This window comes from Thermodesulfobacteriota bacterium (genome assembly GCA_025062045.1).
In the GTDB taxonomy this organism is placed as follows: Bacteria; Desulfobacterota; Syntrophorhabdia; order Syntrophorhabdales; family JANXAF01; genus JANXAF01.
The window spans coordinates 31,355-45,141 of the sequence record JANXAF010000006.1 but is presented as its reverse complement, the minus strand read 5'-3'; the positions used below and the strand labels follow the sequence as shown (position 1 = coordinate 45,141).

At 42.5% G+C, this 13,787-nt stretch carries 6 protein-coding genes and 1 pseudogene; all 7 read left to right on the top strand.

The genetic code is table 11. From position 1 onward, the window contains the following. Positions 1 to 343 precede the first annotated feature (343 nt). The 7 genes and pseudogenes from NZ583_05650 to NZ583_05620 all read left to right on the top strand — a co-directional run bounded on the left by NZ583_05650 (position 344) and on the right by NZ583_05620 (position 11,963). Positions 344 to 2,563 carry a TonB-dependent receptor gene (locus tag NZ583_05650; GenBank protein ID MCS7281095.1) on the top strand — a complete coding sequence of 740 codons (2,220 nt, stop codon included), beginning with the start codon at positions 344 to 346 and terminating at the stop codon, positions 2,561 to 2,563. Next, positions 2,533 to 3,534 (top strand): ABC transporter substrate-binding protein, encoded by a 1,002-nt coding sequence (locus NZ583_05645; protein ID MCS7281094.1) that lies wholly within the window; start codon positions 2,533 to 2,535, stop codon positions 3,532 to 3,534. The genes NZ583_05650 and NZ583_05645 overlap by 31 nt, the downstream gene beginning before the upstream one ends. Beyond that, on the top strand, positions 3,461 to 4,522 hold the full coding sequence (locus NZ583_05640; GenBank protein ID MCS7281093.1) for an iron ABC transporter permease: 1,062 nt from the start codon (positions 3,461 to 3,463) through the stop codon (positions 4,520 to 4,522). The genes NZ583_05645 and NZ583_05640 overlap by 74 nt, the downstream gene beginning before the upstream one ends. Beyond that, the gene (locus tag NZ583_05635) at positions 4,510 to 5,292 is read left to right on the top strand and encodes an ABC transporter ATP-binding protein (GenBank protein ID MCS7281092.1); all 783 of its coding nucleotides are present in this window, start codon (positions 4,510 to 4,512) and stop codon (positions 5,290 to 5,292) included. Before NZ583_05640 ends, NZ583_05635 begins: the two co-directional genes overlap by 13 nt. A gap of 9 nt (positions 5,293 to 5,301) precedes the next feature. Next, positions 5,302 to 9,155: pseudogene (gene cobN / locus NZ583_05630) on the top strand (cobaltochelatase subunit CobN). Then, positions 9,152 to 10,159: an AAA family ATPase gene (locus tag NZ583_05625; protein ID MCS7281091.1), complete on the top strand. Its 1,008-nt coding sequence runs from the start codon at positions 9,152 to 9,154 to the stop codon at positions 10,157 to 10,159. Before cobN ends, NZ583_05625 begins: the two are co-directional and overlap by 4 nt. Further along, positions 10,122 to 11,963 (top strand): VWA domain-containing protein, encoded by a 1,842-nt coding sequence (locus NZ583_05620; GenBank protein ID MCS7281090.1) that lies wholly within the window; start codon positions 10,122 to 10,124, stop codon positions 11,961 to 11,963. Before NZ583_05625 ends, NZ583_05620 begins: the two co-directional genes overlap by 38 nt. Positions 11,964 to 13,787: the final 1,824 nt, after the last annotated feature.

Genomic DNA, 13,787 nt, shown 5'->3' with positions numbered 1-13,787 from the left:
TCGCAAAAAAACCTACCTTTTTTCAGGAAGATATCCATAGATGTGTTTCGAGAGATTCAAAGGGCGATTATGCAAATACGAAAAAGACCTATTGATTGCTTTTTTATAAGCGTAGAACTAGCCATAAATTTGCTAAAAACTGGCCGATCCGAATTACAGTTATGGCATCTCCCCCAAAGAAAAGATATTGGTTTGTAACATTTATCGATTTTTAGTGTTATTAAAAAAAGACCCGCCCTGTACAGGGTCGCTTTTACTTGGTGGATTATGATTTTGATTTTTCTTGACAACCTACCTTAAGATGGATATTACTAATCTCCTAAACGTAGCAAAGGAGGAGCCCATGGGAAAAGTCAATCTCTGTGTCTTTTTTCTATTTATCTTTGGCTTTTTCGTGCCTTATGCGACTAGTCAAACGGAAGAGCGACTCGAACCGATTGTTGTGACTGCAACAAGAGTAGAGACCCCTCTCGAAATTGCACCGGGCAGTGTCCATGTTGTGACAAGAGGTGAGATCGAAATTAAGTCGCCGTTAACCATAGACGAGGTTTTGAACGAGCTTCCTGGAGTATACGTGAGGAGAGGGAAGGGTCTTATGGATACACTCTCATCAATAACGTTGAGGGGAATTCCAGACCAGAAAAGGACGCTTATCCTGATGAATGGGATACCGCTTAACAATGCCTATACGGGAAGCGTAAGAATGGGAGGATACTATCCCGAGGATCTCGAAAGGGTTGAAGTTGTCAAAGGACCTTTTTCTGCCCTCTACGGTGGATACGCTATGGGTGGGGTTGTAAACTTTATCACGAAGATGCCCGAAAAAAAGGAGCTTACGCTAAAGACTGGGTACGGATCGGCATGGAAGAAGAACGATGCAATGGAAGATTTGAGAAGATTTTACGTCTCCTATGGGGATAAGATCTTGGGTAAACTCAGCCTATTTTTAAGTTATGGCTGGCAAGGAACTGACGGTTACCCAACCGATTTGAACGTGCAGACGACTAAACCACCGGCAAACATCACAGGATATGAAGTTACGAGAACGAGGGAAGGGAGGACAGCATACATTATAGGCCACAGGGGAGATAACGAGTGGTGGGACGATAGTATCACGATCAAGGCTCAGTATGAATTTGGAAAAGACGGTAAGATAAATCTCTCTTTTGGGAGGAATAGGTATAGGTACGATTATGACGAGCCCGAAACCTTTCTTAGGGATGCGCAAGGAAACCCTGTATGGAGTTATACAGTGGGCAGGGTTACAGTAGGGGAAAACACTTTTCTTCCAGGAGGAGGAGGGGGTATTCAGAACCAGTATAGTTTAGGGTTCGAGACAAAAATTCGCGACGAATTAAAGATGAAGCTGACTCTTTCCCTTTTACAATTACCCGATAGCTGGTACGTTACAACTTCATCCCAAGCAACGAGGGCTGGTTGCGGCGCAGATCCGAAGGAGTGTGGCTACGTTTCAAACACACCTTCTACTGCTTACTTGGGTGACGTTCAGTTCAGCTTTCCCCTTTTCAAAAACCATACATTTACGTTGGGTGGTTCTTGGAGGTTGGGACATGCCAATACGAAAGAGTACTACCTAAAAGACTGGAGAGACGAAGATTCAAGAGCCGGTCTCAAATATGAATCGGAGGGGAGAGATAGGACTCTGGCTTTCTTTGTACAAGACGAAATATCAATAGGGGACAAGATCATCTTTTATGTTGGGTTCAGACAAGACTTCTGGAAGACGTACGATGGATACGCAAATGATGTCGGAAGGCTTGGGTATCCGAAGGCCTATCCAGCAAAAAGCGCATCATCGTTTAGTCCTAAGTTAGCCTTTGTGTACAAACACTCAGAATTTGCAACTTTAAGGGGATCTATCGGCAGGGCATTTAGGCCACCCACCGTGTACGAACTTTATAGAACATGGACAACTGCTGCTGGAACTACCTATGCAGGTAATCCCTATCTCGATCCGGAATATACCCTTTCTTGGGATTTAGGTCTTGAGGGGAGATTTCGAACTGGATTAAGGATTTCGCTTACTTACTTCGAGAACCATATGAAAGACCTTATTTATCGGAGGGCCGTAACTAGCCAATTTTTTGAATTTGTGAATGTGGGAAAAGCAGAATCTCGTGGCATTGAAATACAGGCGGATCAAAAACTGGGCAAGTGGATAAAAATATACGGAAACATGACATATACTGATAGTGAGATAAAAAAGAATCCGGCCAGCCCGGCTTCTCGTGGATGTAGGCTTACCTATACCCCCCATCTTACTGGAAACGTGGGTATAGACTTTGAAAAATCCCCCTGGTCTTTAAAACTTTACGGAAGATACGTAGATAAGGTCTACGCTACAGATGACAACCGGGACAGGGTTAATAACGTTTATGGATCTTACGATCCATATTTTGTCGTAGAGGGAAAAGTATCGTATGAACTAACAAAGTACGCGAAACTCAGTCTCTCAATGGATAACATCTTTAACAGAAAGTACTATTACTACTACAGGGCTCCCGGACGCTCATGGTTCACAGAATTGACACTAAAGTTTTAGCTTTTCTTTTTGCGGCATTACTTTTATTTAGCGCTCCTTCCTCTGGCAAGACAGTAACAGTCGTCGATAAACTAGGAAGGAGAGTCGAGGTTGAAGTTCCGGTGAAAAGGGCGATAATTGTAATATCATACGAACTTATTCCAGCTCTTAACATTTGGGATCAGGTCGTAGGGGTGTCGCGCTGGGCGGATGAAATCTGTAGCGTCTATAAAGCCTTTTACAGTCTGAATCCCCTACTTAGGAAGCCAGTTATTGGCACGGGTTCAGATATAAGTGTGGAGAACGTCCTAAAACTTAGACCAGATGTTTTGATAACCTGGACGGTGAACGAAAATATCATAAGTTTTATCCAGAGCAAAGGAATTAAAGTCATAGGCATATATCCGGAAAGCCTAAACGAGCTGGTAAGCGATATAAAGATGCACGGGCTTCTATTTGGAAAAGAAGAGAGGAGTGAAGAAGTCGTAAAAATAATGAACGAGTTTTTGTCCCGAATTAGCACAAGGATCAATAAAGTACCGCATCCACAGCGAAAAAAGGTTGTGCATCTTGGAAGCAGTCCTACTAGGGTTTCTGGTGGAATAGGTGTAACAAATGAGATGTTGGCACTTGCTGGCGGAATAAACGTGGCAGGCCATATAAAGCAGAGGAGTGTGGATGTTTCTATTGAGAAACTGATTGAGTGGAATCCGGATGTAATATTTATCTGGGGATCAGCGCGCTACGATAGGGAATCGATTCTTACGAATCCCCAGTGGAGAAGCATAAAGGCCGTAAGAGAAGGTAAAGTTTATAAGCTTCCTAGATGGTCCACGTGGTCACCGAGACTTGCTCCCAATGTGCTTTACATTGCGGTAAGGATCTATCCAGAACTTTTTAAAGATATTAATTTTGAAGATGTTACGGACGGATTTTACAGGGCAGTTTTTGGACTGCCGTACAAGATTATCTCAGTACACGAAAGTAATTAAGGTTGGAGCAGTCATTCTATCTCCAATCATTACTGCCATCGTGGCTATCTTTTCGGGAGCGTATAATGTCGATTATCATCTGGTGATAAAAGTAATTCTTGATGAGATCTTTTCGATCTATGGACTTGGCGATACTCCGGAAAAAACCATAATAATGGATATTAGAATGCCAAGGATTCTACTTGCGGGGATTGTGGGTTGTTCCCTCTCTTCCGCCGGTGTTTGCCTACAGGGTATATTCCGTAATCCGCTCGTAGATCCATTTATACTTGGAATATCGGCCGGAGCCGCACTTGGGTGTGCCATAACGATCGGGTTTTTTGATTTTCTACCTTTGCAGATGATGGCTTTTATTTTTGCTTTAATAGCTGTAGGGCTTGCTTATGGAATATCCAAAACCCAGGAGGATGTGCCGAGACTGGCGCTTATTCTTTCGGGTGTAGTTGTTTCTGCTTTTTTTACCGCGCTTGTATCAATCATTAAGTTCCTCGTGGACCCTCATAGGCTTCAAGCGATTGTTTTTTGGCTTATGGGAAGTTTCTCTCTGTCTGATTGGAGATCGGTATGGATTGGGTCTTGCGGCATCGTCCTCGGTGTTCTCCCTGCTTTCCTTATGAGATGGAGGTTAAACGCTATGAGCATGGGCGACGAAGAAGCTTTAGCTTTAGGTGTTAACGTAAAAAGGGAACGTTTTCTTTTTATTGCGTTATCCACATTCGCAACAGCAGTTTCTACTTCGCTATGTGGGATAATAGGATGGGTAGGGCTTATGGTTCCCCATCTCGTACGGATGCTCGTTGGACCAGACCACAGGGTGCTATTTCCACTTAGTCTCTGCCTCGGAGCCGCATTCATGATTGGAGCAGATACCGTGTCTCGGAGCATTACCGGTTTTGACATCCCCGTAGGAATAGTTACGGCTCTTACAGGCGCACCTTTCTTTGTTTACCTTATGAAGAGAGGACGTGAGGTGACTTGGGGAAAGTAACGTTGAGAGTTGAAGATGTGCATTTCAAGCACAAAAAACAAGGCGCAGAGGTGCTCAAGGGGATAAGCTTTGAAGCAGAAAGGGGCACAGTTACAGCTATCCTTGGCCCAAATGGTTCTGGAAAGACTACTCTTTTAAAATGTATATGCGGTTTGTGGAAGTGCCAAAAAGGTAGCATAACCTTTGAGGGTAAAAACGTTGATAAACTCACAGTAAAGGAAAGGGCAAAGCTATTCTCTTTCGTATTTCAAGATCACTACCCCACATTTCCCTACAGTGTTCTAGACGTCGTTCTTTTGGGCAGAACTAGCTACGTGGGGCTCTTTTCTGTTCCTAAGCATAAGGATTTTGAGATAGCTTTACAGGCGATAAAAATGGTAGGGATAGAATATTTGAAGGACGTTCCTTACACACAAATCAGCGGAGGAGAACGTCAGCTATCCTTAGTTGCCAGGGCCCTGGCTCAGGATGCACCCTGTATGCTCCTTGATGAACCCACAAGCCACCTCGATTTTAAAAACCAAATTGAGATCTTAAAACGGGTAAGAGAGCTTGCCTTGAGACAAAGCTTAACCGTCATTATGACGCTTCATGATCCAAACCTTGCCCTTCTTCTTACAGACAAGACGATAGTGATAAATTCAGGCGTAAAGATAGCGGAAGGTCCTTCCAAAGATGTTATAACTCCAGATGTTATAAGAGCTGTTTACGGAATAGAGGCTAAAGTTGTCTCAGTTGGCGAACAAAGACTCGTATACCCTAGTATATAGGAGGTACAAATGGTCAGAGTTGTCGCAGTGGTCTGGCAGAGTTACTACAATATGCTTCATAAAGCTTCCAAAAACATAAAGCTTTTTCCGGTTTCTGTGTACTCCTCACGGGTACTCGAACAAGACCCGACCTATCTAAAGAGGGTGTTAAAGGAGTTAGATGAGGCCGACATTATCTTCTGTTATAGATCGAGCGAAGCCTTTTGGGAAGAGATTGAAAAGAAAATAAAAGAAAGAAAAAAAGCTTCAAGGATCCTCTATCTCGGACATGACCCATCTTACTGGACTTTATCGAATGTGGACCCAGAGGTCATGACAAAGGCGTATACCTATTTAGTGATGAACGGTGAAAAGAATCTAACAAATATGCTTTTGTTTTTGGTTTCCAGCCTTTTTGAACTTAATGTGTCATACGAAGAACCGGAATATGTGCCCTATGAGGGACTTTATCATCCCAGGTCTCCAGTGATTTTCACCAATGTACAGGAATACCTTGAGTGGTATCGTCCAAAAATAGGTCCAACAGTCGGAATTATATTTTCGAGGTACTACTGGGTAAATAAGAACACAGAGGTGGAAGATTTACTCATAACTGAGCTGGAGAAAAGGGGATTCAACGTCATATCAGGGTTTGCATACTCAATAAAGGATGAAAGTTTGAAAACGAAAGCCACTGGAGATTTGATCTTAGAGTGGTTTATAGACGGAAACGGTCAATCCAGAATCGATCTTTTTGTAAAACTTATCTCGTTTTTCTTAGGTGCAAGTCGCGAAAAGAAAAGGGAAAGCACTGAAATCACTTCGTATGGTGTGGAAATTTTAAAAAAGTTAAATGTGCCTGTTCTTTCCCCCCTGGGATCTTACTATATGACACAGGAGGAGTGGGAAGAAAGGGAGTTAGGAATGGATGTTGCGTGGAGTGTGGCTCTTCCAGAGTTTGAGGGAGTTATAGAGCCGATTCTGATTTCTACCCAGAAAGACGAAAAAGAATTTGAAAGGAGAAAAGCACCCGTTGAGGAGAGGATAAAAAAACTTGTAGACAGAATTTCAAGGTGGATTGAGCTCAGAAGAACCCCTGTGAAACAGAGGAGGATGGTCTTTGTTCTTCATAACAATCCTTGTGCGTCGGTCGAAGCAACGGTCGGTTCAGCAGCGCATCTTGATAGTTTGGAGAGCGTCGCCAAAATACTAAAGAGTTTAAAGGAGGCTGGCTACGAAGTTAAACCTCCGGAAAGTGGAAAAGCTCTTATCGATTTGATAATGTCGAAAAAAGCTATATCAGAGTTCAGGTGGACTACAGTTGAAGAAATAGTCGAAAAAGGCGGTGCTCTGGCCTTTGTTGAGAAGTCTAAATACTTAGAATGGTTCTACGAGCTTCCTGAAAAGACTAGAACACGGATAATTGAGTCGTGGGGAGAGCCCCCGGGTGAATACAGAAATGGTATTCCACCTGCTATGCTTTACAACGGAAAGATCGTAATAACAGGGGTGAGTTTCGGAAATGCTCTAGTTATGGTCCAGCCCAAAAGGGGCTGTGCGGGCTCCCGTTGCGATGGTCAAGTCTGTAGAATCCTCCACGATCCTGACACCCCTCCCCCCCACCACTATCTTGCCACTTATAGGTGGATATCGCGGGAATATAGGGCACATGTGGTAATCCATGTGGGTACGCACGGAAATCTAGAATTTTTGCCTGGAAAAGGTGTGGGTCTTTCAGAGTCATGTTTGCCAGATATCGCCATAGATACGGTTCCGCACCTGTACATATACAATGCTGATAACCCACCTGAGGGAACTATTGCGAAAAGGCGAAGTTATGCGGTTCTTATAGATCATATGCAAACCGTGCTAAAAGAAGGGGGCCTCTATAGTGAGCTTTCAGAACTTGACAGGTTACTTCTAGAATATCAGGAAGCACAGAATAAAGAGCCAGCTCGGATTCATGTTCTAGAACACATGATAATAGACACACTATTTAGAGCCAATCTTCACAAAGAAATCATGGTTAACTTTGATGGTAAGAGAGTTTTTCTGGATAAGCTTTCGCACGAAGATCTACATCGCATAAACTTTTCTGAGATCATAAGCGAAATACATGGTAAGCTCTCCCTTATAAGGAACACCCAGATCCAGGACGGAATGCACATCTTTGGGTGCTTGCCCGAAGGAGAAAGAAAAGTTAACCTCATCTATTCCATTATGCGTTACGACGCGGGAAGCAGAGTATCACTAAGACGGGAGGTGGCGAAAATTCTCGGTTATGATCTTTCAGATTTAATATCGAACCCAGAGAAAGTGGATAAAAAAAGCGGCAAATCCTATGGAGCTATTTTGGAAGACATAGATAGACTTGGAAAAGAGATTATAAGAGAAGTATTGATGGAGGGATAGAGATGGACGTCTTAGAAAGGATAGACTGGAACGATCCAAACTGGAAGGAAATAAAAAATAGAATACTTGAGCTGGACAAAAAAATCAGAGAATCAAAAGAGATCGATTCTTTAATCAATGCGCTATCTGGGGGTTATGTTCCTGCCGGTCCCTCAGGCCTTATAACCCGTGGGGGTGAGGACGTTTTGCCGACAGGAAGGAATTTTTACTCCCTTGATCCCCTAAAAGTACCCACTCCAAGCGCTTACGAAGTTGGAAAAGCTCTCGCGGACAAGCTTCTACGAAAATATCTTGATGAGGAAGGCCGTTACCCCGAAAATGTGGCAATTTACTGGCAGTGTTCTGACATTATGTGGGCTCAAGGAGAAGGCATGGGACAGATTCTCTCTTTACTTGGTGTAAGACCCATCTGGCTTAGCAATGGTAGAATAAATGGTTTTGAAGTAATTCCAGTATCCAAACTTAAGAGGCCAAGAATCGATGTGACCATAAGGGTGTCGGGCATCACAAGAGACAATTTTCCCATGTGCATAGAACTCCTAGATGAAGCCATCCAGGAAGTCGCTAGACTCGATGAGCCGGAAGATTTAAATTTTGTGAGAAAACATGCGCTTGAACAACTTTCCCACAATGGGGGAGATCTCCGTTCTGCTACTTTACGGATCTTTTGTTCTATGCCTGGCACTTACCAGGCAGGCACCCAGCTTGCGGTATACGCATCTGCATGGAAAGAAGAAAAAGATCTGGCAGAGGTTTTTCTTTACTGGAACGGATATGCATACGGTAAAGGAATATGGGGTGAAAAAAAACACAAAGAATTGGCCAACGTCTTAAAAAGCGTTGACCTGACCTATAACAAGGTAGTTTCAGATGAGTACGATCTTTTTGGGTGCTGTTGCTATTTCGGCGCCCATGGAGGAATAACCGTAGCTGCTAGATCTCTAAGTGGCAAAGACGTCAAGACCTATTACGGTGATACCAGAAATCCCGAACATGTGGATGTGAGAAGCCTGTCAGATGAGATAAGAAGGATTGTGAGAACTAAATTGCTAAATCCCAAATGGATAGAAGGAATGAAAAGACATGGCTACAAAGGTGCTTCTGACATTTCGAAAAGGATAGGAAGAGTATACGGGTGGGAAGCTACTACAAGAGAAGTCGACGACTGGATTTTCGATGAAATCACAAAAACTTTTCTCTTAGACGCGGAAAACCGAAGATTTTTCGAGGAGCACAATCCTTATGCCATGGAAGAGATTGCGCGAAGATTACTTGAGGCTATGGAAAGGGGGCTTTGGAATCCGGCAGAGGATGTAAAAGAGGCACTCAAATCCTTGTATCTTGAAATAGAGGGTTGGATCGAAGAGAAAATGGGTGATACGAAAGGCCACTTTCAGGGAGGAAGCATAGATGTGATAACTAAAGAAGAAATTGAGCACTGGAAACAGAAGATGCGGGAGGTAATTGGATGATCTTTCCTTTTACCGCAATAGTGGATCAGGAGGAGATGAAGCTCGGCCTAATCCTGAATGTTATTGACCCTACAATTGGAGGAGTCCTCATCATGGGGGAAAAAGGGACGGCAAAATCTACAGCTGTCCGTGCTCTTGCAGATTTGTTGCCCCATTTAGACTCTATAAAGGGATGTCCTTTCGGTTGTGCCCCGGAAGGGCCATTTTGCAACTATTGTGCTGAAAAAGTGAAAGATGGGCAGAGTATTGAGATAGAGAAGAAAAAAATGAAAGTAGTTGAACTTCCACTGGGTGTGACAGAAGACAGACTTGTCGGCACCCTGGATGTGGAACAGGCAATAAAAACAGGAGAAAAGAGGTTCGAACCCGGAATTTTGGCCGAAGCGAACAGAAATTTTCTTTACGTGGACGAGGTGAACCTCCTAGAAGACCACATTGTGGACCTGCTTTTGGATTCTGCGGCTATGGGAGTAAACATAGTAGAAAGGGAGGGTATCTCGTTTTCACACCCGGCACGATTCATCCTTGTTGGCACGATGAACCCGGAAGAGGGGGAACTACGACCACAGCTTCTTGATCGGTTCGGACTCTGCGTGGTGGTTAATGCCCTGAGAGAAAAACATTTAAGAGTAGAGATACTAAAAAGAAAAAAAAGTTTTGACGATGATCCACACGGCTTCCTTTCACAGTGGGAAAAAGAACAAGAAGCACTAAGGCAAAAGATATCAAAGGCCAAAAACATACTAGGTAGTGTCCGAGTAACCGAGGAAGCTTACAATACCGTGGTAGAGATCACATCTTCATTGAGCTTGGATGGACATAGGGGGGACATTGTTATGCTTAAGGCTTCCCGAGCCCTTTCTGCCTTTGAAGGAAAGGATGAAGTGACAAAAGAACACATAAAGAAGGTGGCACCTTTTGCCCTAAGACATAGGTTAAAAAGGTTACCCTTTGAGGATCCAGTAAATGTCGACTCGCTTCTTACCATCCTGGACAAAATCTAAAATAGGTTTTTTCGATTTTGTTGGATCTGAAAGCGCGAAGCTAGGCTTGATCTTAAACGCAATAGATATGCGATCAGGGGGGATTCTGCTTTTAGGGAAAAAAGGTACAGGAAAATCCACATTACTTTCAGCATTTGGTGAGCTTTTAGGTATTTTGGGTTTAAATTTTGCCTGGCTGCCCTTGAATGTAACAGAAGATTCACTTTTGGGTTCTCTTGACCTAGAAGAAACGGTAAAGAAAGGCAAAAGAATCTATCAAAAGGGCATACTTTCAAGAATCAATGGCGGTTTTCTTTTCGTGGAAGATATCAACCTTTTCCCGCCTTACGTACTTTCGCTCATTACCGAAACCCAGTCGAGAGGGGAACTCATCGTGGAAAGAGAAGGAATTGAGGTCAGGGAGCCATGTAATTTTGTTATCTGTGCTACTATGAATCCAGAAGAAGGGGAGATTTCGCCGCACATTATGGATCGATTCGGAATGTGCGCATTCCTCGATGGAGCAAAAGACAAGGACAGAAGAAAAGAGATTCTCAGAACAAATCTCCTTGATTTCCATAAGAAGGAAGACCTTTTTCACCTGGTTAAAAAGATAAATTTATCTAAGGATCTATTAAGGAACATCAAGACACTGGGGGATACAGTCTCATACATAGCCGATTTGGTTCTATCCCATAATGTGGAAGGGCACAGGGCAGACTTGTTTCTCCTTTATGCTGCCTTAGCTTATGCGGCCTACTTTGGCGAAAGCGAGCTTATGCCTCATCACGTGGATGCAGTAAGTGAGCTTGTTCTTAATCACAGATCCAAAAAGAGGGAAGATCTGCGAGATGAAAAACCTCAGACTACCCAAACCCATGAACTACAAAACGAGAGAAAGAAAGATAGAAATTCCAAAGGTTCAGAAGGGACGCATCCTTCTGGAATGGAAGCTCAAATTAGGAATGGATCTTCAGACAAAGAAGAAGTCTTTCCGGTTGGAGAAAGGTTTGCGGTTAGAAAATTTGCCTTGAGAAAGGACCGGATTGTAAGAAAGGCTAAAGGCAGAAGAACAGATACCAGATGTTACGACAAAGGGGGAAGATACGTAAAAAGCTCAATGCAGAAGAAAGGGGAGATAGCGATAGACGCTACAATACGAGCGGCGGCACCTTTTCAAAAATTAAGGGGGAGGAGAGATCTCCTTATAATCAAGGAAGAGGATTTACGATACAAGGAAAAAGAAAGAAAAATGCGCCATTTTGTGATATTTCTCGTAGACGGCTCAGGCTCAATGGGAGTTGAAAGAAGAATGGTTGTGGCCAAGGGAGCTATCTTTTCACTACTTGCAGACTGCTACCAAAAAAGGGAGAAGGTCTCGATGATAGTTTTTAGGAACGATAAGGCTGAGATCGTGCTACCGCCTACTTCTTCCTACGAGTTTGCAAAAAAAAGGTTGGAACAGATTCCAACAGGTGGAAAGACCCCTCTTTCCGCTGGTCTCACGGAGACCGTTAAACTCATAAAGACATCTGGATACAAAGAGCCTGAAGCTAGGTTTTTGGTTTTCATACTAACTGACGGAAAAGCGAATGTCCCATTGGGAAATAAACCCGTTGTGGAAGAACTCAGAGATATTTGTCTCTACATGCGTTATCTTCCACGCACTGACTACATAGTAATCGATACTGAAAAAAGAGGAAGTCTTTTAAAATTTGAATTAGCTCAAAAAATAGCCGAGTGGCTTGGCGCAAAGTACTATATGCTGGAAGAGATAAGAGTCCAGTCTATCTTAAGCTCTATGCATGTAGGTATTCGATTTTGAGAGCGTGAGACGAGCTAAAAACCACAATCAAAGTATCACTGAGAGTTTAGAAAATTTTACAAATCCGGACAAAGGAGAATGGGCGGATGGCCACGAAGTAGCGAAGTACTCTTGAATGGAGCTACTCGGTCCGCTATAGTTGGGGATGTTTTTAAAATTGCGTGAAAATAATATTTAAGAGGGGGTTTTTAGAATCGAATAAACAGGATAACTGTGGACTACTCAAATCCGTTGTCTAAATGGTAGTTGAACGATCATCTGTGTAGTCCGTTCCTATATGACGAGTATTACCCTTAGAACACAATTTCATTTTGCTTTTGAATGTGATCATCATCGGACCGTCGTTTACCCATTCTTCTCTGTTCTTTACGGCTTGTACACTGGCTAGACTTGGATATATGAAAGTCTCGATTACTCTCAATATAGGGTTGGCTCCTTTCCTCCTAATAGCATGTGCGAAAGAGTCTTTCACGGGCAATATCAAACGCTTCCCTTAGGATTCTACCTCTATAGTCTTTTTAACCAAAAACGCTATAACTCCCGTATCTATTTTTTTGGTGCTTCACCTCAGAGAATGGAAGAGAAGTTCTTCTGATCGAGTAGCAGCTAATGCATCTTCGTCGATGAGATGTGCCCATCCTAAAGAGTTGATTGGGATAGACTTCATATTTTCTAACCTTAAAGGGATATAGTGTTTTCTTGCTGTCTAAATCTTTTCCAGAATGGTTTTTTTTGACTTAGGGAACCTGAGTTTACTTCTCTAACTGAAATTTCTTACCCTTCTGTTTGCTAAAATGTTTTTTCCTTCATTACCTCCTAATTTATAATAACGACCCTATGGCTATTAATGTTCTTGTTGGGGGCGTCAAGTGTAAAAGAAGTACATTGGCAATTTCTTGATAAAAAATGATATTGCTCCAGTAAGTCCCAAATTTTCTAAAGTAACGGTAAGATTTGTCATCAACAAATATGCAGAGCTTCAAAGAAGAGATAAAATCCCAAAAAGTAACTTCACTAAAACACTCTATTTGTCGACGGTTTGTCAAAATGTCACTTTAACATGAAAAATTGTGACAAAATCCCAGGAGACCGAAAAACTCCTTATATAGCTTTGCTTTCAAAGCGATGCCCATTTTTGTGATTACAGGCATGTGACAGGCTGGCAAAACTACTTTTCTGCTTAATGAGCCATTTCTTAAGGAACGTCCGTATTTTAGCTTTGATAATTTCTCTTATCTTGAGGCTGCAAAGATTAAACCCGAAGCCCTTTTTACCCAGAACGTTTTACCACACCAATATACCTTTCATTACTTGAAGCATCTTTTATCATAAACTGATTAAATCTCTAAAGAGTACATTTGAGTGATTCAGGATTGGCCTCTTATCTTTTAGCTGTAAGCTCCCTTGATGGAGACCTTTAAGGAGGCGCACTTTTTGAAACCTATGTAGCCCAGAGTCTCTTTTCCATATTTTTGGCATATTCAGGGAAGGTATGAGGTAGACTTTATCGTTGAGGCTGAAAACAGTTGCATAGCTATTGAAGTAAAGGCGGCGGAGAAATGGGAAGAAAAAGACCTCTCTGGACTTAAGCCTTTATGAATTCATCGCCAAACTGCATAGCAGGTATAATTGGATATAAAGGCTACAATGTAGTAAGACTTGGAGAGAAACTCTGGACAATACCACTTGGCATCCTTCTTTCTTAGCCCAACTTGATCTACAAAAAAAGCTATTCATTGTGTTAAAGGCTGTATCACAATGCATTCGGCAAAACTCAAATCTTTCATTTTCGAGCTTTTTTGTCAATCCCTAATTTTGCGTTAT